At 73.1% G+C, this 21089-nt stretch carries 18 protein-coding genes; 4 read left to right on the top strand and 14 right to left on the bottom strand.

The window, feature by feature from the left end; translation table 11 throughout:
* Nucleotides 1-17: 17 nt before the first annotated feature.
* The 13 genes from dhaM to J0911_RS13240 all read right to left on the bottom strand — a co-directional run bounded on the left by dhaM (nucleotide 18) and on the right by J0911_RS13240 (nucleotide 15590).
* A complete protein-coding gene (gene dhaM, locus J0911_RS13300) occupies nucleotides 18-743 on the bottom strand; it encodes a dihydroxyacetone kinase phosphoryl donor subunit DhaM (RefSeq protein WP_207275940.1) in 726 nt (241 codons plus the stop codon).
* On the bottom strand, nucleotides 740-1402 hold the full coding sequence (gene dhaL / locus J0911_RS13295) for a dihydroxyacetone kinase subunit DhaL (RefSeq protein ID WP_207275939.1): 663 nt from the start codon (nucleotides 1400-1402) through the stop codon (nucleotides 740-742). The genes dhaM and dhaL overlap by 4 nt, the downstream gene beginning before the upstream one ends.
* Before the next feature lie 80 nt (nucleotides 1403-1482).
* Nucleotides 1483-2478, bottom strand: a complete 996-nt coding sequence (gene dhaK, locus J0911_RS13290; RefSeq protein ID WP_207275938.1) for a dihydroxyacetone kinase subunit DhaK — start codon at nucleotides 2476-2478, stop codon at nucleotides 1483-1485.
* 40 nt (nucleotides 2479-2518) lie between these two features.
* Nucleotides 2519-3814, bottom strand: coding sequence for a bifunctional folylpolyglutamate synthase/dihydrofolate synthase (locus tag J0911_RS13285; protein WP_242636729.1), 1296 nt, complete (start codon nucleotides 3812-3814; stop codon nucleotides 2519-2521).
* A 150-nt stretch (nucleotides 3815-3964) separates the two neighbouring features.
* Nucleotides 3965-4606: an MSMEG_1061 family FMN-dependent PPOX-type flavoprotein gene (locus J0911_RS13280; protein ID WP_207275937.1), complete on the bottom strand. Its 642-nt coding sequence runs from the start codon at nucleotides 4604-4606 to the stop codon at nucleotides 3965-3967.
* Nucleotides 4607-4636: 30 nt separating this feature from the next.
* Nucleotides 4637-5248: a response regulator gene (locus J0911_RS13275; protein ID WP_207275936.1), complete on the bottom strand. Its 612-nt coding sequence runs from the start codon at nucleotides 5246-5248 to the stop codon at nucleotides 4637-4639.
* The gene (locus tag J0911_RS13270) at nucleotides 5245-6528 is read right to left on the bottom strand and encodes a sensor histidine kinase (RefSeq protein ID WP_307865073.1); all 1284 of its coding nucleotides are present in this window, start codon (nucleotides 6526-6528) and stop codon (nucleotides 5245-5247) included. Before J0911_RS13270 ends, J0911_RS13275 begins: the two co-directional genes overlap by 4 nt.
* 20 nt (nucleotides 6529-6548) lie before the next feature.
* Complete coding sequence (locus J0911_RS13265) at nucleotides 6549-7412, bottom strand: ABC transporter permease (RefSeq protein ID WP_207275935.1); 864 nt, start codon at nucleotides 7410-7412, stop codon at nucleotides 6549-6551.
* A complete protein-coding gene (locus tag J0911_RS13260) occupies nucleotides 7409-8359 on the bottom strand; it encodes an ABC transporter ATP-binding protein (RefSeq protein WP_207275934.1) in 951 nt (316 codons plus the stop codon). The genes J0911_RS13265 and J0911_RS13260 overlap by 4 nt, the downstream gene beginning before the upstream one ends.
* Before the next feature lie 87 nt (nucleotides 8360-8446).
* Entirely contained in the window at nucleotides 8447-9340 is an 894-nt protein-coding gene (locus J0911_RS13255) for a hypothetical protein (RefSeq protein WP_207275933.1), read from the bottom strand.
* 37 nt (nucleotides 9341-9377) lie between these two features.
* On the bottom strand, nucleotides 9378-12734 hold the full coding sequence (gene ileS / locus J0911_RS13250) for an isoleucine--tRNA ligase (RefSeq protein ID WP_207275932.1): 3357 nt from the start codon (nucleotides 12732-12734) through the stop codon (nucleotides 9378-9380).
* Nucleotides 12735-13054: 320 nt separating this feature from the next.
* The gene (locus tag J0911_RS13245; protein WP_207275931.1) at nucleotides 13055-14704 is read right to left on the bottom strand and encodes a molybdopterin-dependent oxidoreductase; all 1650 of its coding nucleotides are present in this window, start codon (nucleotides 14702-14704) and stop codon (nucleotides 13055-13057) included.
* A gap of 118 nt (nucleotides 14705-14822) precedes the next feature.
* Nucleotides 14823-15590: an SDR family oxidoreductase gene (locus J0911_RS13240; protein WP_207275930.1), complete on the bottom strand. Its 768-nt coding sequence runs from the start codon at nucleotides 15588-15590 to the stop codon at nucleotides 14823-14825.
* Nucleotides 15591-15699: 109 nt separating this feature from the next.
* Between J0911_RS13240 and J0911_RS13235 the strand changes: the two genes are divergently transcribed.
* The 4 genes from J0911_RS13235 to J0911_RS13220 all read left to right on the top strand — a co-directional run bounded on the left by J0911_RS13235 (nucleotide 15700) and on the right by J0911_RS13220 (nucleotide 20168).
* Entirely contained in the window at nucleotides 15700-16950 is a 1251-nt protein-coding gene (locus J0911_RS13235) for a hypothetical protein (RefSeq protein WP_207275929.1), read from the top strand.
* A 175-nt stretch (nucleotides 16951-17125) separates the two neighbouring features.
* Nucleotides 17126-18142: a putative F420-0 ABC transporter substrate-binding protein gene (locus J0911_RS13230; RefSeq protein WP_307865072.1), complete on the top strand. Its 1017-nt coding sequence runs from the start codon at nucleotides 17126-17128 to the stop codon at nucleotides 18140-18142.
* Between the two features lie 71 nt (nucleotides 18143-18213).
* Nucleotides 18214-19242, top strand: a complete 1029-nt coding sequence (locus tag J0911_RS13225) for a putative F420-0 ABC transporter permease subunit (RefSeq protein ID WP_307865082.1) — start codon at nucleotides 18214-18216, stop codon at nucleotides 19240-19242.
* Nucleotides 19239-20168, top strand: a complete 930-nt coding sequence (locus J0911_RS13220; protein ID WP_207275927.1) for an ABC transporter ATP-binding protein — start codon at nucleotides 19239-19241, stop codon at nucleotides 20166-20168. The genes J0911_RS13225 and J0911_RS13220 overlap by 4 nt, the downstream gene beginning before the upstream one ends.
* 38 nt (nucleotides 20169-20206) lie before the next feature.
* Here J0911_RS13220 and J0911_RS13215 read toward each other — a convergent pair whose 3' ends face one another.
* Nucleotides 20207-21085 (bottom strand): PaaX family transcriptional regulator, encoded by an 879-nt coding sequence (locus J0911_RS13215; protein WP_307865071.1) that lies wholly within the window; start codon nucleotides 21083-21085, stop codon nucleotides 20207-20209.
* Nucleotides 21086-21089: the final 4 nt, after the last annotated feature.

The following is a 21089-nucleotide window of genomic DNA, read 5'->3' as shown; positions in this document are numbered from 1 at the left end:
TCACCGGCCGGCGGGCATCACACCTCGCCGAAACCGGAGCCGATCATCTCCGCGAGGACCTCGGCCGCGCCGGCCGCGTCCCGTCCGCTCACCGTGATCGTCAGTTCCCGGCCCTGCGTCGCACCGAGCGCCATGAGCTGCAGCACGCTGGACGCGTCCACGCCGTCGACCAGCACCGAGGCACCCAGCTCGGCCACCTTCCGGGACACCAGCGCGGCCGGGCGGGCATGCAGCCCGAGCGGGTTGCGCAGAGTCGCCGTCGTGGTGACGCTGCCGTTCTCGTCCGCCGGCACGCCCGCCGCCCCGGGCCCGGCGTCCTCGTCGGCAGCCTCCAGCGACGCCCCGCCGGCGGCTCTCGCGAACGTCCTCCCGGCGTCGCGCACGGCCGTCACCACACCGTGCACGTCGGAGCCGCCGTGCGCCGCGACCGCCGCGGCGACCGCGCCCTCGACGAACGGGCCGGGTGCCAGGACGGCGACCGAGGCGAGCTCGTCGTCGAGCTCCAGCGCCGAGTCGACCGTCAGCACCGACGAACCGAGGTCGGCCAGCACGACGACGTCGGACGCCGCCGCGGCGGCCCGGCGCAGGGCTGCCGTCACGTCGTCGAGGGCGCTGCCCAGACCGCCGTCGGGCAGCCCGCCGACGGGAACGAGAGTGACGTCAGGGGCCATCTGGCCCGCCAGTTCCGCGAGTCCGCGCGCCATCGCCGCCGAGTGCGACACGAGGACGATCGAGACCGTCATACCGTCTCCTCGTCGAGTGCCGAGACAGCGGCCGCCAACAGGAGCGCGGTCGAGCGCGCGCCCGGATCCTCGTGCCCGGCACTGCGTTCCCCGAGGTAGGAAGCACGGCCCTTGGTGGCCACGAGCGGAATGGTCGCGGTCGCCCCGGCGTCCGCGGCCGCCGCGGCGGCTCGGAGGGCATCCGCCTCGTCCCCCTCGCCGGCGGCGCGCTCAGCGGCCTCGACGGCGGGCGTCCAGGCGTCGACCATGGTCTTCTCCCCCGGTTCGGCCTTGCCGCGGGCGGTGATCCCGTCCAGCGCGGACTCGAGCATGGCCACGATCGTGCGGGTGTCGATCGCCTCGTGGCCGGTCACCTTCGCCGCCCGGAGGAACGCGGTGCCGTAGAGAGGGCCGGAGGCACCACCGACGGTGGACATGAGCGTGGTCGCGGTGAGCTTGAGGACGTCGCCGACCAGGCGCGGTGACCCCACGGAACCGTCGGCCTCGGAACGCCTGGCGTCCAGCTTGGCCACCACCGCGCGGAAGCCGCGGACGAGGTTCTCGCCGTGGTCGCCGTCACCGATCTCCCGGTCCAGCGCGGTCAGCTCGTCACGCCTGTCGGCGACCGCGTCGGCGGTCCGCCGGATCCAGCGCTCCGCCCAGTCAGCATCCAGCGTCACCGCAGCATCACCTCATGCCTCCAGTCGTGCCGTGGAGTCGGCAAATCGGACTTTCACCCGGTCTGCTCGCGAGCATCCGGTCACCAGCGCAGCGCGGCCGTGTGCACGGGAGCATCCCAGAGCGCCTCGAGCTCGTCGTCCAACCGCAGCACGGTCACCGACGCGCCCTGCATCTCGAGCGACGTGACGTAGCTGCCCACGAGCGAGCGAGCCACCGTCACGCCCCGCTGTTCGAGCAGGCGCCGCGCTCGACCATAGACCACGTAGAGCTCCGAGGCGGGGGTGCCGCCCATTCCGTTGACGAAAAGCAACACGCGCTCCCCGCGAGACAGCTCGAGGTCGTCGGCCACCGGGTCGAGCAGCATCCGGGTGACCTCGTCCGCTGGGGCCGTACGCACCCGCCGACGGCCCGGCTCGCCGTGGATCCCGATACCGATCTCCATCTGGTCGTCCGGCAGGTCGAAGCTCGGCCCGCCCACGTGCGGGACGGTGCAGGCAGTGAGCGCGACACCCATGCTCCGCACGTTGTCCACGACGTGCTGGGCGATCCGGGTCACGTCGTCCAGATCGCCGCCCTGCATGGCCGCGGCGCCGGCGATCTTCTCGACGCAGAGCGTGCCCGCCACGCCGCGGCGCCCCGCCGTGAACGTCGAGTTCTCGACGGCGACGTCGTCGTTCACCAGCACCGTGGCGACACGCGCGCCCTCGGCCTCCGCGAGCTCGACGGCAAGGTCGAAGTTGAGCACGTCGCCCGTGTAGTTCTTCACGATGGCCAGTACGCCCGCCCCGCCGTCGGCCGCGTGCAGTGCGGGCAGGATGCCGTCGGGCGTCGGCGAGGTGAACACGGCGCCCGGCACGGCGGCGTCGAGCATGCCGTCACCGACGAAACCGCAGTGCAGCGGCTCGTGGCCGGAGCCTCCACCGCTGACCAGACCCACCTTGCCGGTGGTGGCGCCGCCGACGCGCGCGACATAGGTGGGATCGTGGTGCACCTGGACCAGGTCGGCGTGGGCCAGCGCGAATCCCGCCAGCGAATCGGCGACGGCGTTCTCGGGATCGTTGAGCAGCTTCTTCACGGCTGGTCCCTTCCTCGTCGGCGCGGGTACGACCATCCTCTCACCGGCGCAGCAGCGTGCGGGCGTCGGCGACCGTGACGACGGACCCCGTCACCAGCACGGCGCTGCCCGCCCCGACCCCGACGTCGTCCCCCGCCTCCGCGAGGTCCGTCGCGATCTGGATCGCCTCGGTGAGGTCTGCCGCGACGTGCACCCGGTCCTCGCCGAAGACCTCGTTCGCGACCTCCGCGAGTTCCTCGGGTTCCATGGAACGCTCGTTGCTGTTCCGCGTGACCACGATCTCCGCGAGGGACGGTTCCAAAACGGCGAGCAGCCCTTCGGCGTCCTTGTCCGCCATGATGCCGACGACCCCGATGACCCGCCGGAGGTCGAACGCCTCCTCCAGCGTCTCCGCCATGGCCTCGGCGCCGGCCGGGTTGTGCGCGGCGTCGACGATCATGGTGGGGCTCGACCGCACCACCTCCAGCCGCCCGGGACTGCTGGCCTGCGCGAAACCACTCTCGACGACGCCGCCGTCGAGCGCCTTGCCGCCGCTGATCAGCGCTTCGGTCGCGGCGAGCGCGAGCAGGGCGTTGTGCGCCTGATGTTCGCCGTGCAGGGGCACGTACACGTCCGTGTACAGCCCGCCGGGCGTGCGCAGGGCGACGAGCTGTCCGCCGACGGCGAGCTGCCGGCCGGCGACCTCCAGATCGACCCCCTCACGGATCAGACGGGCACCGGTCCGCTCGGCGCGGGCACGGATCTCGATGTCGGCGTCCTCACGCTGGGCGGCGACGATCGCCGTCGCGCCGTCCTTGATGATCCCGGCCTTCTCCGCGGCGATCTCCGCGATGCTGTGCCCGAGCCACCTCTCGTGGTCCATCGCGACGGGCGTGAGGACCGCCACCGGTGCGTCGACGACGTTCGTGGAGTCCCAGGTACCCCCGAGGCCGACCTCGACGACGGCGACGTCGACCGGCGCGTCGGCGAACGCGGCGAACGCCATGACGGTCAGGACCTCGAAGAAGCTCAGGGGCGGGCCACCGTCGGCCTCGGACTCGCGGTCGGCGACGCCGATGTACGGGGCGACGTCCTCGAAGACCTCGACGAAGCGGTCCTCGTCGAGCGGTTCACCGTCGATCTGGATGCGCTCGGTGACGCTCGACAGGTGAGGGCTGGTGAACAGGCCGGTCCGCAGGCCGTGCTCCCGGACCAGCGACTCGACCATGCGGGCGGTCGAGGACTTGCCGTTGGTGCCGGTGATGTGGACCGCCCGGAACGTGCGGTGGGGGTCGCCCAGCAGTTCGAGCACGCGCTCGACGCGTGCCATGGTGGGATCGATCTTGTGCTCGGGCATCCGGGAGAAGATCTCCCGGGTCACGCTCTTGAAGGGGTCGCTCACGAGACGAGGATAGGTGGGCTGGCGACGGCCGGGCTCTCCGGTCCGCCATCCCGCCCGGTCGTCCCCTGCCGTCGCAGCCCGCCACAGGACCCGGTCAGGGACGGGTCATCCGTAGATCTTCTCCGCGTACCCCGGGCCGTAGTGCTTCTCGACCTCGGCGAGCGACTGGTCCTTGCGTTCCAGTTCCTTCGAGATGACGGCCCGGCGCGGGGCGGCGTCCGGTTCCCACGTGTCCGGTTCCCAGGCCTTCGACCGCAGGAACGCCTTCGAGCAGTGGTAGAACACCTCGGCGATCTCGATCTCGAGACCGATGGCCGGGACGTGGTTGCGCACCTGGACGTCGGAGAACCACGGCGCGTCGCGCACGACACGCGCGGTGCCGTTGATCCGGAGCGTGTCTCCACGGCCGGGAACGAGGAAGATCAGGCCGATGCGGGGGTCGGTCAGCAGGTTGTGGAACCCGTCCGCGCGGCGGTTGCCCGGGCGCTCCGGGATCCCGATCGTGCGGTCGTCCAGGACGACGGCGAACGAGCCGGCGGGGTCGCCCTTGGGCGACACGTCGAGGCCGCCGCCGGGGTCGGCCGTCGCGACGAAACCGAGTGAGGAGGCGGCGAGGAACGCCTTGTCGAGCTCGTGCAGCACGGTGCGCACCTTGTCGCGCGCGGGGTACGTCGCCCGGCCGACGATGTCCTCCAGCTCCGCGGCCGACGTGATCGGGGTGCCCCGGTGGGTCGTTTGAGCAGCCATGCCCTCAACGTAGTGGTGGTGTCCAGCGACTCAGCGGAGCCAGCCCTGCTCGCGGGCGACCCAGACCGCCGCGGTGCGGTCCTGGACGTCCAGCTTGGTGAAGACACGGATCAGGTGCGTCTTCACGGTGGCTTCCGTGATGAACAGCTGGGCGCCGATCTCCGCGTTGGAGTGACCGCTCGCCACCAGGGTGAGCACCTCGACCTCACGGGGCGTGAGCCGGTCGGTCCGCACGGACGAGACCAGGCGGGTGGCCACGCTCGGTGCCAGCACCGTCTGCCCTCTGGCCGCCGCGCGGACCCCGGCGACCAGGTCGGCGCGAGGAGTGTCCTTGAGCAGGTAGCCCGTGGCTCCGGCCTCGACGGCGCGCAGGATGTCGGCGTCGGTGTCGTAGGTGGTCAGGACCACGACGCGGGGCGGGGATTCCGCCGCGCGGATCCGGGTCGTCGCTCCCACGCCGTCGAGCACGGGCATCCGGAGATCCATCAGCACGACATCGGGGGCGAGCTCGCGGGAGAGGGCGACCGCCTCGGCGCCGTCGTCCGCCTCGCCGACCACCTCGAGATCGGGTTCGACGCCCAGCATGCCGACCAGACCGGAGCGCACCACGGGATGGTCGTCGGCCACCAGAACTCGGATCATCCCTGCCGCCCTTCCGTCGCGCCCGTACGGCGACCCCGGTCCTCCGCGTCGTTCAGCGGCAGCCGTGCCACCAGCACCGTGCCGCCCGTCCGGCCCGGACCGATCGACAGGTCGCCGCCCGCCATCGCAACGCGTTCCCGCATGCCCGACAACCCGAAACCCTCGCCGGCTCCCAGCCCGAACCCCCCGGGGAGGCCGCGGCCGTCGTCGGACACCTCGAGAAGCACCGTATCGTCCACGCGGGTCAGGCGGACCTCGACCGCGCCGGCGCCCGCGTGCCGCCGCACGTTGGCCAGTCCTTCCTGCGCCACCCGCAGCAGCACCACCTCGGCCGACGGGGGCAGGTTCAGGACGCCGTCGACGACGAACCATGCCTCCAGGCCGGTTTCGTCGCCGAACCGGGTCACGAGCCGGCCGAGCGCCTCGAGGAGCGACTTCTCCTTCAGCGGTGCCGGCGCGAACGCTGCGACGAGCGCCCGGGCCTCGTCGAGGTTGTCCCGCGCGGTCTCCTCGATGAGGCGGAGGCGGTCGCGCGCCGCCTGGGCACCGCCGTCGACGTCCAGCACCGCCGACGCCGCCTGCGCCTGCATGACCACGCTCGTGAACCCCTGCGCGAGAGTGTCGTGGATCTCCCGCGCGATTCGGGCACGCTCGGCCTCCACGCCGGCCGCGTGGTGCGACCGAGCCAGGGCGTCCTGCGCGGCCCGTAGCTCGTCGACCAGGCGGGCGTGCTCCTCGCCCCTGCGCATCGTCCACGCCACCCACATCCCCAGCCCGACGGCGAACACCAGGACCACGCCCATCTGGGCCGGGACGGCCGTCATCGTCCGCGGCGTGAAACCCTCGCGGACCAGGATCCCGAGGGACGCCGACAGGGCGAGGGCCGCACTGGCGACGACCGACCAGCCGCGTCGGTCGAGCAACATCCAGCAGTGCGCGAACGCCGCGAACAGCAGGAGCGAGGCGTCCCCCGAGCGCGTGAGCGCCGCTCCCGTGCCGATCACCACCACCACGAGGTAGGCCACCGCGGCCTTCTGGTTCCGCGAGCGCGCGGCCGGACCTCCCCATCCCGCGTACGCGAGGCCGATCGCGGCGACGGCCACGCACGACAGCAGCAGGTCGGTGCCCCGCGCTCCCCCGACGGCGATCTGGATCGCCGTCAGGAGCAGGATCGCGACGAACGCGACGTCCCACCACACGACCATCCTCTCCCAGGCGGCGTACGGGCCACCCGGAGCGGGAAGGTCCTCGTCGTGTCCGGTCACCGCGTCGCCTGCCACCGCGCTCCCCCTCCGTCGCCTCACCCGTCGTCGCGCCTCCGCCAACGGAACGTCCGTACGCCGATCACGAGTCCTGCGATCAGCCACAGGCCGAGCACGACCGCGATGAGAAGATGCTGCCACTCGCCCGCCGTCTCGACCGTGGCGAACTCGTCGGGCAGGAACACCGACCGCATCCCCTGAGCCAGCCACTTCAGCGGGAAGACCTGTGCGACCTGCTGCATCCAGTCCGGCAGGGACGGGTAGGGGAAGAAGACCCCGGAGATGAACTGGAGCACCAGGACGACCGGCGTGACCACGGCCGATGCCGATCTGCCGGACCTCGGGACGGTCGAGAAGGCCACTCCGCAGACCGCCCCTGTCGCGGTCCCGAGGGCGAACACCCAGGCGAACGTCCACCAGCGGACGCCGTCCGGCATGGGGACGTCGAAGGCGAGCGCCGCGAGCGCGACGAGCGCGACCGTCTGTACGACCGAGACCAGGAGGATCTGCCCCACCTTGCCGAGGAAGTACGAGAGCGCGGACAGGGGTGTGGCGCGCAGGCGCTTGAGCGTGCCGTCGTCCCGTTCGACGGCGATCGAGATCGCCACGGTCTGGAAGCTGGACAGCATGACGCCGGTGGCGACCATGCCGGGCAGGAAGTACTGGGCGAAGTTGATCTCCATGCTCCCGGCACCGACGTCGAACACCTGCTCCTCACCTCCGAACACCGAGGCGAAGATCGCCATCATGATCAGGGGGTAGGCGAAGATGAAGATCATCGCGTCCCGTTCGCGCACGAACCCGAGCAGCTCGACGCGCATGCGCACGAGGCCGAGGGCGATCGGGCCGGGCAGCGGGTGGGTTCGGACGGGGCTCACCGAGTCACGGGTGCTGGTGGTCATCGCTGCTCCTCGTTCCCGGCGGGATCGCCGTCGCCGATCAGGTCCAGGTAGACGTCCTCCAGGGTCGGCCGCGTGACCGTGAGTCCGGGGATCTCGCCATCCGGAGCCGCGACCTCGTGCGCGATCCTCGCCACCGCCCCGGTGGGCCGGTCGGTGCGCAGCGACCGTCGTTCGCCGTCGTCCAGCCAGGTGACCAGCGGGGTGCGCGCGTGGGGCCCGCCGAGCCCGTCCGGTTCGCCGGACGCGACCGCCTGCCCGCGGTCGATGACGACGACCCGGTCGGCGAGGTACGCCGCCTCCTCCAGGTAGTGGGTGGTCAGCAGGATCGTCGCGCCGTCGTCCCGGAGGCTGGTGACCAGGTCCCAGAACGAGCGTCGCGCCTGCGGGTCGAACCCGGTGGTGGGCTCGTCGAGGAAGAGCAGCTCCGGCCGCCCGACGATGCCGAGCGCGACGTCGAGGCGGCGTCGCTGGCCGCCCGACAGGGCGCGGGTCCGCTTGCGCGCGTGTTCCGTGAGGCCGACGGCGTCGATCACCTCGGCCGGGTCGCGGGGACGGGGGTAGTACCGTGCCGTGGTGCCGACCATCTCCGCGACGGTCAGTTCACCCAGGTCGCGTGAGTCCTGCTGGACGACGCCGATCCGGGCGCGCCACGCACGGCCGGCGCGCGCCGGATCCTCGCCGAGCACGGAGACGTCACCCGCGTCCCGTTCGCGGAATCCCTCGAGGATCTCGACGGTGGTGGTCTTGCCCGCGCCGTTGGGGCCGAGGACGGCGAAGATCTCACCGCGTTCGACGTCCAGGTCCAGGCCGTCGACGGCCGCCACCTGCCGTGACCCGGTCGCGCTCGCGGCCCCGCGCGCGCGATACGACTTGCGCAGGCCGCGCACGCTCAGTGCCGTGCCGCGCACAGCGGTGTCCGCTGGGGGCCTTGTCGTGTCCGTCCGCATGCCGTCAATGCTGTCGCCGGACGCGAGCAGGCACCAGCACCGATCGGAGGGACGACGCGTCCACCGATCGGTGGACGGATCGTCGGCTCACCGCGGTGCGCGCAGCCTCCAGCCCGCCACCGCCACCCCCACGACCAGGGCGACCACCCACATGGACGCCGGCCCGTGCGCACCCGGGTCGATCAGCGTGAGCTGGAGGTACTCCCCCAGCACCCGGAACGGCTCGAACGGGTAGGCGCGGAGGAACTCCGCCCCCACATGCACCTGCTGCAAGGTGGCGGAGATCGCCGGCAGGAGCGACTGCGCCAGCCAGACGAGCGCGAGGGCCGGGACCCACATCGCCCATGTCCACGGCCGCCCGGCGGCGACGCTGGTCCCGAGCGCGACGCCCACCAGGACCGCCACGAGCCAGCTCGTTCCCAGATGCGCCCCCGGGAACTCGGGCAGCACGATGGCCAGCGCGTCCTGGGCGAACAGGATCGGCACCCCGGCCGCGCAGGCACGGAGCCAGACCGGGCCGAGGGCGGTGAGCAGACCGAGTGCGAGCCCACCGGTCGTGGCGGCCAGTGCGACGACGGCGAGCCCGGCGACGGTCTCCGAACCGGCCTCCGCGCCGCTCGGCCACCACCCCTCCAGCACCCCGCCAGCGAGGAGGAACGTCCCGACGGCGGTGCCGAGTGTGCCGACGGCGGCTGCTCCGGCCGCCCAGACGGCCGCGGTGTGCCGGCCTGCGATGACCTCACCGGCACGGCGCCGGACCAGGGCGGCCAGGCAGCCGGCGGCGGTTCCTCCCGCGACCATGCCGGTGACGAAGCTCGACACGGCCGGCACGCTGGGCTCGTCGGCCCGCACCAGGAGGAACACCTGCGGTGCGACCGCGACGAGCAACCAGGCCGCGGCCGCGGCGAGCATCACCCCGGCCCGCAACCACCACCGCCTGCGCGCCAGGCCGGGGTCGCCCGCGCGCGTCTCACCGTTCACGCGGGCGATCCTGGCAAGATATCTCCGTTCCGGTCAACTATGCGGACTTTTGCACCGAGACCGTCCGGTCCGTCCCGTCCGCGGCCGACAGGGCCACCGTGTCCGCCAGCGTCTCCGCGGCCACGAGCCCCTCGTACGCGTGCACCGCCTCGGCCCACTCGCGAGGCACCGTGAGCGTGAGCGCGATCCGGTCGGTCACGTGCAGGCCGGCCGCCTTGCGGGCCTCCTGCACGTCCCGGATCACGTCTCGCGCATACCCCTCGGCGCGCAGGTCGTCGTCGAGCGCGAGGTCGAGCACGACGAACCCGCCGCCGGCCAGGACGGCGGCCGCGACGTCGGCCCCCGCGTCCGCACCCACGACCGTGGCCAGCTCGTACTCGGACTCGAGCAGTTCGACGTCCCCGTCGTCGGTCCGCACGACGACCCGTTCGGTGCCGTCGCCGCCCGCCACCTTCGTCCAGGCGCCCGCCTTGGACGCCTTGATGACGGCCTGCACCCCCTTGCCGAGGCGCGGGCCCGCGGCCCGCGCGTTGACGGCGAGCCGCTCGGTGATCCCGTGCGACGCCGCCACCTCGGGCGAGAACGCCACCAGCTGGACCGACTTCAGGTTCAGCTCCGACGCCAGAAGGTCCGCGAACGGTGCGACGCCTTCCGGGTCCGGGACGGCCACCACGAGCGAGCGCAGGGGCTGGCGCACCCGAAGCTTGTTCGCCTTCCGCAGCGCCAGGGTCTGCGAGACGACGGCACGCGCCGACTCCACGGCGGCCACCAGCGCGTCGTCGGCCACCAGGACGGCGTCCTCCGCGCCCCCTGCCACCGTCCCGGCGGGCGCCCCGAGCGACGGCCAGTCCGCCAGGTGCACCGACCGGCCGCCCGTGAGCCCCCGCCACACCTCCTCGGTGGTCAGCGGTGCGAGCGGCGCCATGACACGGCACAGCACCTCCAGCGCGGTGTAGAGGGTGTCGAACGCGTCGGCGTCCTCGTCCCAGAACCGGTCCCGCTGCGTGCGGACGTACCAGTTGGTCAGCGCGTCGAGGTACTGGCGCACGGACTCGCACGCGCCCGCGATGTCGTACCCGTCGAGCTGATCCGTCACCACGGCGACCAGGTCGCGGGTCCGCGCGAGCAGGTACCGGTCCATCGCACCCAGCCCCGCCACACGCTCCGGGTCGAGGCTTCGCGCGATCCTGCCCCTGCTCTTCCCGGCGGAGCCGTCGCCGGAGCCCTTCACGCTGTTCGCGTACAGGGTGAAGAAGTAGTACGTGCTCCACAGCGGAAGCAGGACCTGGCGCACCGCGTCCCGGATGCCGTCCTCCGTCACCACCAGGTTGCCGCCGCGCAGGATCGGCGAGGCCATGAGGAACCAGCGCATGGCGTCGGACCCGTCGCGGTCGAAGACCTCGTTGACGTCCGGGTAGTTGCGCAGCGACTTGGACATCTTGCGGCCGTCGGAGCCCAGCACGATCCCGTGCGACAGGGCGGTCTGGAACGCCGGCCGGTCGAAGAGTGCCGTCGCGAGGATGTGCAGGGTGTAGAACCAGCCGCGGGTCTGCCCGATGTACTCCACGATGAAGTCGCCCGGGTAGTGGTGCTCGAACCAGTCGGTGTTGTCGAACGGGTAGTGCACCTGGGCGTACGGCATGGAGCCGGAGTCGAACCAGACGTCCAGCACGTCCTCGACGCGCCGCATGGTCGACCTGCCCGTCGGGTCGTCCGGGTTGGGGCGGGTCAGCTCGTCGACGAACGGGCGGTGCAGGTCCGGTACGTCAGGGTTCGCCGGATCGCGCGGCAGGCGGCCGAAGTCGCGCTCCAGCTCCTCGAACGACCCGTACACGTCGATCCGCGGATAGGCCGGGTCGTCGCTCTTCCAGACGGGGACGGGCGAGCCCCAGAACCGGTTACGGGTGATCGACCAGTCGCGCGCACCTTCCAGCCACTTGCCGAACTGCCCCTCCTGGATGTGGTCGGGCACCCAGGTGATGTCCTTGTTCAGCTCGACCATCCGGTCCTTGAACTTCGTCACCTCGACGAACCATGAGGAGACGCCCATGTACATGAGCGGCTGCCGGCAGCGCCAGCAGTGCGGGTAGGAGTGGTCGTAGGACTCGCGCCGCAGGAGCACCGTGCCCACGGTCACCGCCCCGGCCTCGTCGCCGGCCTCGCCCCGTGTACGCGCCTTCAGGTGGTCGATGATCGGCAGGTTCGCGTCGAACACCTGCAGACCGGCGTACTCGTCCACGGGGTGGGTGAAGCGGCCGTCGGCGCCGACCGGCATGACGGACTCGACGCCCTCACGGTCGCAGACGATCTTGTCGTCCTCGCCGAACGCGCCGGCGCTGTGCACCAGACCCGTGCCGTCGGTGGTGGTGACGAAGTCCGCCTCGACGACACGGTGCGCGCGCTCACGGCCCGCGTAGTAGGAGAACGGCGGCGTGTAGGCGACGCCCAGCAGGTCGCGGCCGGCGAGGCGGGCGACGACGCGCACCTCCTCCGCTCCCTCCTCGGCCAGCTCGCGGGCGTACGCGGCCGCGCGCGCCTCCGCGATCACGTAGCGGGTACCCGCCGACTCCACCACCACGTAGTCGATGTCCGGCCCCACCATGACCAGCAGGTTGGACGGCAGGGTCCAGGGAGTCGTCGTCCAGACCAGCAGTTTGTCGCCGGGCCGCACACCGGCCGACGCGGCCGGGTCCGGAACGGTCGTCACGTCGAAGCCGACCGTGACCGCCGGGTCCTGGCGGTTCTGGTAGACGTCGTCGTCCATGCGCAGCTCGTGGTTGCTCAGCGGCGTCTGGTCGTTCCAGCAGTACGGCAGGACACGGAAGTCCTCGTAGATCAGCCCCTTGTCGTACAGCGACTTGAACGCCCAGATCACCGACTCCATGAAGGTCGGGTCGAGGGTCTTGTAGTCGTGCTCGAAGTCGACCCAGCGGGCCTGGCGGGTGACGTAGGCGCGCCACTCGTCGGTGTACTTCATGACCGAGCTGCGGCAGGCGGCGTTGAACCTGTCGATGCCGAGCTCGACGATCTCGTCCTTGGTCTTGATGCCGAGCTGGTTCATCGCCTCGAGCTCGGCCGGTAGGCCGTGCGTGTCCCAGCCGAAGCGGCGCTCGACGCGCCGGCCGCGCATCGTCTGGTAGCGCGGCACGACGTCCTTCGCGTAACCGGTCAGCAGGTGGCCGTAGTGGGGCAGGCCGTTGGCGAAGGGCGGCCCGTCGTAGAACACGAACTCGTTGTCGCCGTTCTCGCCCGCGGCGCGCTGGTCGATGGAGGCCTGGAAGGTCCCGTCGACCTCCCAGTGGTCGAGAACCTCCCGCTCGATCGCGGGCAGGTCCGGGGACGCGGCGACATGCGCGTCGTCACGGTGCAAGGGATAGCGGGCTGAGTCAGCCATGGTCTGTGGCTCCTGCGGTGGTCGTCGGTCCGGCAGCGCTGCTGCGAGGACGACGTCGCGCCGCCGCCGTCGGGGGACGACGCCGGACCGCGTGCCGCGGTACCACCCCGCTTGCCGCACGCGTGTGCCGCCCCGTGGGGCGACGGCCGCGGGCGGCCGCTCGTTGACGGCTGTGACGGGCCTGCCCGTCCGGTTCTACTGAGGTGCCCCACGGCCGCGAGCGCGGTCACGCCGCGGGGAGACCCGTTCTTCCGGAGGCTCACCGGTGATGGCCGGGTCGATGCCTGTGCGGCACATCCTATCGCCAGGACAGGAGCGGGTCAGGAGACGGTGAACGCGACCGTGTGATGGCCCGTCGCCCCGTCCGGAGCCGGCGGGGCCTCCGCGTCCGTCTGCGTCTCGCCGTCGGCGTTCGTCGCACGGACCGACACGGTGTGGTCCCCCTCGTCGAGGTCCAGCACCGCCCGCCACTGGCGCCAGGTGTCGGGTCCGACGGACTCGGCGAGCTCGGCGGGCACCCAGTCGCCGTCGTCGGCCCGGACCTCGACGCTCTCGATCCCGACGTGCTGGGCCCAGGCGACCCCGGCCACGACCACCTCGCCGGCGCCGAGGTTCGCGAAGCCACGCGGCACGTCGATGCGGGACTGGACCTTGATCGGGCCGAGCGCGGACCAACCCCGAGGGGTCCAGTACCCCTCGTCCTCGTCGAAGGTGGTGACCTTGAGCTCGGTCACCCACTTGGTCGCCGACACGTACCCGTACAGCCCCGGCACCACGAGCCGTGCCGGGAAGCCGTGCCGGGTCGGCAGGGGCTCGCCGTTCATGCCGATGGCCAGGAGCGACGTGCGGTCCGGATCGGTGAGCACCTCCAGCGGCGTGCCCGCCGTGAAGCCGTCGACCGACCGGGACAGCACCATGTCGGCACCCGCCTGCGGCCGGGCACGCTCCAGCAGCTCCCGGACCGGGTACCCGAGCCAGAGGGCGTTCCCGATGAGGTCGCCGCCCACGGCGTTCGACACGCAGGCGAGCGTCACGTGGTGCTCGGTCATCGGCAGCGCGACGAGCTCGTCCCAGCCGATCTCGAACGGCTCGTCGACCATGCCGGTCACGCGCAGCGACCAGTCCGACGGGTCGACCTCGGGGACGCGCAGGGCGGTGTCGATGCGGTAGAAGTCGTCGTTCGGCGTGACGTACGGGGCCACGCCCTCCACCGACAGGTCCGCACCCGCCGGGACCGGGTCCGCCGGACGGGCCGCGCCCGGGAGGCGGAACCGCTCGCGCACCGCCTCGACGGCGCGGCCGCCCGCGCCGATCGCCTGCGACGCCGCGAGCGCCACGAGTGCACCGGCCGCGGCGAGACCGGTGAGCTGGAGGAACCGGCGCCGGTCGGGGGCCGACGACGGCGCGGAGGGAACGGCCCCGTCCAGGGGTGTGGTGGTCGAGCCGGCGTGGGCGTCGCGGGACTCGTCCGCCCCGCGCCCGCCCGGCGCGGCATCCGTCTCGTCGTCCCGTGCGGGCGGTGTTGCCGGACGGGTGCCCAGGGCGCGGACCGCGGCACGCAGCACCGGCACGGCGACGCCGATGCCGACCAGGCTCGGCGCGGCCCACAGCGGCGTGGCGCCGGGGCGCGTGACGGCGAGGGCCGCACCCGCCAGGCCGACGAGGACGAGGAGCGCGACGCCGGTCCCGGCCCGCCGACGTTCGAGCCATCCGGCGAGGGCCGCACCCGCGGCGAGCACGACGCCCATCGAGCCGAGCAGCACCGCCTTGTCGGCGGTGCCGAACCACTCGACGGCGAAGTCCTTGAGCCACGGTGGCACGACGTCGACGACTGCGGCACCGCCGGCGAAGATCGTGCTCGAGCCGGGCGCGATCACGGCGGACAGCAACTCGGAGACCGCCAGACCGAGACCACCGGTGACGATCCCCGCGACGGCGGCGAGTGCGCCGCGCTTGTCCCCTGGGTTCATGCCTGCCAGCCTGCCACCGCCGCGCCGTGGAAACCCTGCTGGGACGAGCACCGTCAGAACTCCGTAAGACCTGCCCCTCCCGGTGGTGCGACCGCCCGGTCGTGCTACCGGCCGCGGGTCACGCTCCGGCGTCGCGGACGATCTTGCTGTTGTGGGCCTGTGCGCGGGGGCGGAGCGTCACCTGGTCGATGTTCACGTGGTCGGGGCGGGAGACCGTCCAGGCGACGGTGTCGGCGACGTCGTCGGCGGTGAGCGGGGTGTAGCCGGCGTACACCTGTGCCGCCTTCTCGGCGTCGCCGCCGAAGCGCACCAGGGAGAACTCCTCGGTGGCGACCGCTCCGGGCGCGATCTCGATGACGCGCACGGGCTCGCCGGCGATCTCCCACCGCAAGGTCTGGGAGAGCATGTGCTCGCCGTGCTTGGCGGCCGTGTAGCCGGCGCCGCCCTCGTAGGCGCCGAACGCGGCGGTCGAGGTCACGTTGACCACGTCGGCGACGCCGCGTGCGGCGCCCGCCTCCCGCAGCATCGGCAGGGTCGCCTTGGTGACGCGCAGCGTACCGAGGACGTTCACCTCGTACATCCAGCGCCAGCCGTCCACGTCGCCGTCCTCGACCCGGTCGAGGCCGAGGGCGCCGCCCGCGACGTTGACGACGGCGTCCAGGCCGCCGGTCGCGGCGAGGTGCGCGGCGAGCCGGGCGACGGCGTCGTCGTCGGTCACGTCCACGGTGTACGGCTCCGCGCCGGTCCGCGCGGCGAGTGCCTCGAGCCGCTCCTCGCGGCGGGCCGCGGCCACGACCCGCCACCCGTCGGCCGTCAGTCGGCGCACCGTGGCCGCGCCGATCCCCGACGACGCCCCGGTGACGAGTGCTCTTCTCCCAGTGCTCATGTGGCACGAGACTACGGGAGGATGTCGGGCCGGGAGCGGCGACTCGTGGCACCATTTCCGACATACCGCGTTACGGACGGCGACGCGGGAGGGACGACAGGGAGCCTCAGTGAGCGATCTGCACCTGCTCGCACCGGTCGGACGCGAGGAGCCGAGGCCGCGGCGCGGCCGGTCGGCGGTGCTCGGCATCGCACTGGTGCTGGTGGTCGCCGCCGTGGTGTGGCTGTTCGTCAACCTGCTGCAGGGCTCGCGTGCGGAGGCCAGGACCGAGGCGGCACTCGGGCACAGCGCGCACGCCGCCGGCGACTGCGACGCGGCCGACAGGCACCTGAAGTCGGCCCTGAACTCCGGCACCGTCTCGTTCCTGGACTCTCCGGTCGACCGGGCGGCGCTCCGCGCGGAACGGGTCGCGTGCGAGGACCTGGAGCGCGCGCGGCACCTGGCGGGCCGCGAGGAGTACCGCAAGGCGATCCGCGGGTACGACGACTATCTCGCCTCGGGTGTGGCGCGGTACCGCGGGGCACTGGAGGAACAGTCCGAGCTGCGCATCGCGCTCGGACGCGAGCTGGAGGCGCAGGACTCGCAGCTGCGTGCCGTGCGGCAGTACGCCGCCGTCATGACCGACGCGCCCCAGACGGATCCGGCGCGGACGGCCGAGAAGCGCGTGTGGCGGCTGTACGAGCGCGACGTCGAGCGGGGCAGCAGGAAGAGACCCTGCGCGGCGCTGGATCCGGCGCGCACCTGGACGCGGCAGGAGGGAGAAGCGCTCGCGCCCGTACGCGCCGCCGCCCACGAGACCCTGTCGTGGTCGCTGCTGCGCTGCGGGGAGCAGCGGATCGCCCGCGGCGAGAGTGCCGCCCGGGACGGCCGCTACGCGGCGTCGGCATTCCGCTCGGCCCGCACCGTCCTCGGCCGCGCGGCCGAGAACTACCCGGGGACGAGGCCCGGCGAGCTCGCGGGTCGACGGCTCGACACGCTGCCGGCCGTGACCGCGCGGGCCCAGTCGCGCGCCGCGGAGGTCGCGCGGGAACGCCTCCGGGTCGCCACCATCAAGAAGCAGGTGCGGGCGGCCCTGCGCGAGGGCGGCAGTCTTCGGCGCCCCGGCAGGACCGGGGACGGCGGCAGCATGGTGCGCCTGACGGTTCGCAACGCCACGGGCCGGGAACTCCATGTCGCGTGGACCGGACGCGAGACGGACTCGCTCACGATCCCGGCCGGCGGGAGAACCTGCGCCAGGGCGAGAGCGGTCACGATCACGCTGGAACCGGGCGACTACTCGTTCGCGATGCGCGAGCGGGGCACCTGGTCCGCCGGCAGCTGGTCCTTCCCGGACAAGGACTTCACCACCTGCGTGAAGTGACCGGTACGCCCGGCACGGCGGATATGCTGTGAGCCGGATCGCGGGGCTCTTCCGGTCTGCCCCGTCGTCGCGGCCCGAGCTGTGGGTCGCTGGTCCGCTGGCGCGAGATGGCGCGTCGCCCAGACCCGGCGCCGTACGGCGCGGGTGTCATCAGCGAGCCTGCACAGGAGCCATCGTGCGCACCCTTTCCCGCGCTGCCCTCCGCCCCTTCGTCGTTCCGGCCGCCACCGTGCTGGCGGTCACCGCCCTCGCCGGCTGCTCCGGCACCGCCACCGGCATGGACGACGACGGTCCCGCGTCGGACACGTTCCCCGTCCGCATCGACAACTGCGGATTCGTCACCGAGATCCCGGCACCGCCCGAACGCGTGGTCACGATCAAGTCGTCGACCACCGAGATGCTGCTCGCCCTCGGGCTCGGCGACCGGATCGTCGGCACGGCCTTCCTGGACGGTCCCGTTCCCGACGCGCTCGCGCAGGCCGCGGCCGACGTCCCCGCCGTCGCCGAGCCGATGACGGACGAGGCGCCCGGCTCGGAGGCGGTGCTCGACCTGGAACCGGAACTGATCTACGCCGGCTGGGAGTCGAACGTCACCGCGGAGACCGCGGGCGACCGGGACACGCTCGCCGGGCTCGGCGTCGCCACCTACGTCTCCCCGGCCGCCTGCAAGGATCCCGGGTACATGCCCGACCCCCTGACGTTCGACGACGTGTTCGGCGAGATCGAGCAGGTGGGCACCATCTTCGCGGCCGAGGACGCCGCGGCGGACCTCGTCGCCGAGCAGCGGTCCGCCCTGGAGGCGATCGAGGCCGACGACCGCGGGCTGACGGCACTGTGGTACTCGTCGGGGGACGACGTCCCGTACGTCGGGGCGGGGATCGGCGCGCCGCAGATGATCATGGACGCGGCCGGGCTGGAGAACGTGGCGGGCGGCGTGCACGACACCTGGACCTCGTTCGCCTGGGAGGAGGCCGTCGCCGCCGATCCCGACGTGATCGTGCTCGTCGACGCCGCCTGGAACACCGCCGCGGCCAAGATGGAGCGGCTGGCCCGGAACCCGGCGACCGCCGAGATGACGGCCGTGCGGAACGAGAGCTACGTCGTCGTACCGTTCCCGGCGACCGAGGCCGGCGTACGGAACGTGGACGCGGTGGCCGACGTCGTCGACCAGCTGGGAGAACTCGACCTGTGAGCCGTACGAGAGGACCGGTCGCCGCCACCGGCGGGCGCGGCCACGGCGTCCGCGCCGGCGGACGCGGTCCCGTGGCGGCCGGGATCGCGCTCGGCGGCGTCCTGGTCGCCTCCCTGCTCGGGGCGGTGCTGATCGGCCCCGCCGAGTTGTCCGCCGCCGAGGTGGGGCGCTCCCTCGCGACCCACCTCCGGCTGGATCTCCTCCTGGGGCCGCTCGGCCTGGAGGTGGAGCCGCTGTCCCCGATCCGTGACGGGATGGTGTGGCACCTGCGTGCCCCGCGCGCGCTGACCGCGGCCGCGGTCGGGGCGGGTCTCGCGGTGTGCGGCGTGGTGATGCAGTCCCTCACCCGCAACCCGCTCGCCGACCCCTACCTTCTCGGCCTGAGTTCCGGGGCGTCGCTCGGCGCGGTACTGGTGCTCGTGGCGGGCGGTGCCGCCGCGCTGGCGCTCCTGCCGGTCGCGGCGTTCGCCGGTGCGGTGCTGGCGCTGGCCGCCGCGCTCGGGCTGGCGGGCGCGCTCGGCCAGGTCACGCCGACCCGGACGGTACTGGCCGGCCTGGCGATCAGCCAGATGTGCTCGGCCGCGGTGTCGTTCGTGATCTTCTGGTCGGTCAAGGGCGACGCGTTCCGCGAGGTCATGAGCTGGCTCATGGGTTCGGTCGGGTCCGCGACCTGGACGTCCGTCGCCGTCACCGGTATCGCGACCCTCGTCCTGGGCACCGGGCTGATGCTGTGCGGGTCGATCCTGGACGCGTTCACCTTCGGCGAGTCCGCGGCGGCCACGCTGGGTGTGGACGTGCAGCGGGCCCGCTGGGGGCTGCTGGTCGCCGTCGCGCTGCTCACCGGGGCCCTGGTCTCTCAGAGCGGGTCGATCGGGTTCGTCGGGCTGATCCTGCCGCACGCCGTGCGGCTGGTCACCGGCGCCCGGCACCGGCTCCTCCTGCCGCTGTCCGCGCTGGCCGGGGCGTCGTTCCTGGTCTGGGCGGACACACTGGCCCGGACCGTCTTCGCGCCGCGCGAACTCCCGGTCGGCATCGTCACGGCCGCGGTGGGCGCACCGGTCTTCGCGTTCCTCCTCTGGAAGGGCAGGTCCCGCGCATGACGGACCGATCGCCGTCCTCGCCCTCGATCACGCCGGGCCGGCTTCCCGCCGGCCAGGCGCCGCCGACCTCGGCCCCGGCCGCGCCGGCCCCGGCCGGGCCCGGCCGGGAAGCCCGCCACCAGCCGCAGGACACAGGGCTGGCCGCAGACCGCGTGTCGTGGGGCGTCGACGGCCGGCTCGTCCTGGACGGCGTCGCACTCGCCGCACCGGGCGCCGCCGTGACCGGCCTGCTGGGACCGAACGGTTCGGGCAAGTCGACCCTGCTCCGGGCTATTGCCGGCGTGCGGCCGCCGGACGACGGCGGTGTCGTGTTCGACGGCGACGACCTGCTGCGCCTGGGACGCCGTGCCCGCGCCCGCACGCTCGCCCTCGTCGAGCAGGACGCGGGCACCGACCTGCCCGTCACCGTGCACGACGCGGTCCTGCTGGGCCGCATCCCGCACCGCTCCCTCCTCGCGGGCCCCTCGGACGCCGACCGCGAGACCGCGGACCGGGCCCTGGAGCGCGCCGGTGCCGCCGAGCTCGCGGACCGCGAGGTCGCCACGTTGTCCGGTGGCGAGCGCCAGCGTGTCCACCTGGCCCGGGCACTCGCGCAGACACCGCGCCTGCTCCTGCTGGACGAGCCCACCAACCATCTGGACGTCGCCGCGCAGCTGCACACCATGCGGGTGCTGCGCACGCTCGCCGACGACGGCGTCACCGTGCTCGCCGCCCTGCACGACCTCAACCTCGCCGCGGCGACCTGCGACCACGTGGTCCTCATCGACCGGGGGCGGGTCGTCGCGGCGGGCCCGACGGCTCAGGTGCTGGTCCCCGAGATCATCGAGCCGACCTATGGCGTGAGCTGTGACGTGCTGCGGCATCCCCGCACGGGACGCCCGGTGCTCACCTTCTCGACGGCCCCGGTCCCGGGGTCTGTGCACTGACCGGGCGTCCCGGGGTGAGCCGGGCACCCGGTCCCGACTCAGCCGGGCATCCGCTCCCGGGTCCGGCCGACGTCCGCGACCTGCGCGGCGTGGACGCCGGCCGGGAGCCGGGCCGCCGCCGCGAGGCGGGCGAAGACCTCCGCGCTCCGCGTGCCCGGCCAGTCCTCGGGAAGGAGCTTCGGCGGAAGGCCGGGGTCCAGGTACGGGATGGGCCGGTAGGCATCCAGTGCGCGGATCCAGGTGCGGAACGCCTCCGAAGGCTCCGGCCCGGCGGGACGCGAGCCTCCGTCCAGCAGCCGGGCGACCGGTTCCGCGTGGCCCGCGAGGAACCGCTCGTGCAGTTCCCGCAGCGCGGGCAGATCCCACCAGCGCGCGACCGCCGCCGCGGGCCCGCCGGGGTACCGGATCTCCGAGGCGAGGAAGACCGTGGCCCGGCCCGTCAGTTCGAGGTCGTCGAGGATGACGGCGACGTCGTCGGCGAGGTGCTCCGGGCAGATCCACAGCGCCGAGGACACGGACCCGCAGCCGATCGTCGCCAGCCGGCGCCTCAGCCGGTGCCGCAGGTCCCGCTGGTCCTCGGGAACGCTCCAGGAGACGAGGCACCACCGGTCGTCGTCGCCGTCGCGCCGGACGCCGAAGATCCGCCGGTCGCCGCGGCCGAGCATGTCGGCCGCGGCCGGGGCGACGGCGTAGCCGGCGACACCGTCCCGCGCCTCGGCGACCAGGAGCCCCTTGGCCTTCACCCGCCCGAGCGCCGTACGCGTGCGCGCGGGCGGCACACCGAGCTCGGACATCAGCGTGACCAGGGCCGAGACAGGCATCCACCCACCCTGGTCCCGCAGGGTGGCACCGACGAGGGTCCGCAGCAGCGACGTGGCGCTGCCGGGACGCGACTCGAAGTCGTCGAGGACGCTCACGGTC

This window comes from Myceligenerans salitolerans (assembly GCF_017349295.1).
Classification (GTDB): domain Bacteria; phylum Actinomycetota; class Actinomycetes; order Actinomycetales; family Cellulomonadaceae; genus Myceligenerans; species Myceligenerans salitolerans.
This window is presented reverse-complemented; position numbering and strand designations above follow the sequence as displayed.

Coding starts and splice junctions, on each gene's coding strand:
- dhaM (WP_207275940.1), bottom strand. CDS start 743: ATGACGGTCTCGATCGTCCTCGTGTCGCACTCGGCGGCGATGGCGCGC.
- J0911_RS13285 (WP_242636729.1), bottom strand. CDS start 3,814: ATGCCCGAGCACAAGATCGATCCCACCATGGCACGCGTCGAGCGCGTG.
- J0911_RS13280 (WP_207275937.1), bottom strand. CDS start 4,606: ATGGCTGCTCAAACGACCCACCGGGGCACCCCGATCACGTCGGCCGCG.
- J0911_RS13275 (WP_207275936.1), bottom strand. CDS start 5,248: ATGATCCGAGTTCTGGTGGCCGACGACCATCCCGTGGTGCGCTCCGGT.
- J0911_RS13265 (WP_207275935.1), bottom strand. CDS start 7,412: ATGACCACCAGCACCCGTGACTCGGTGAGCCCCGTCCGAACCCACCCG.
- J0911_RS13260 (WP_207275934.1), bottom strand. CDS start 8,359: ATGCGGACGGACACGACAAGGCCCCCAGCGGACACCGCTGTGCGCGGC.
- ileS (WP_207275932.1), bottom strand. CDS start 12,734: ATGGCTGACTCAGCCCGCTATCCCTTGCACCGTGACGACGCGCATGTC.
- J0911_RS13245 (WP_207275931.1), bottom strand. CDS start 14,704: ATGAACCCAGGGGACAAGCGCGGCGCACTCGCCGCCGTCGCGGGGATC.
- J0911_RS13240 (WP_207275930.1), bottom strand. CDS start 15,590: ATGAGCACTGGGAGAAGAGCACTCGTCACCGGGGCGTCGTCGGGGATC.
- J0911_RS13220 (WP_207275927.1), top strand. CDS start 19,239: ATGACGGACCGATCGCCGTCCTCGCCCTCGATCACGCCGGGCCGGCTT.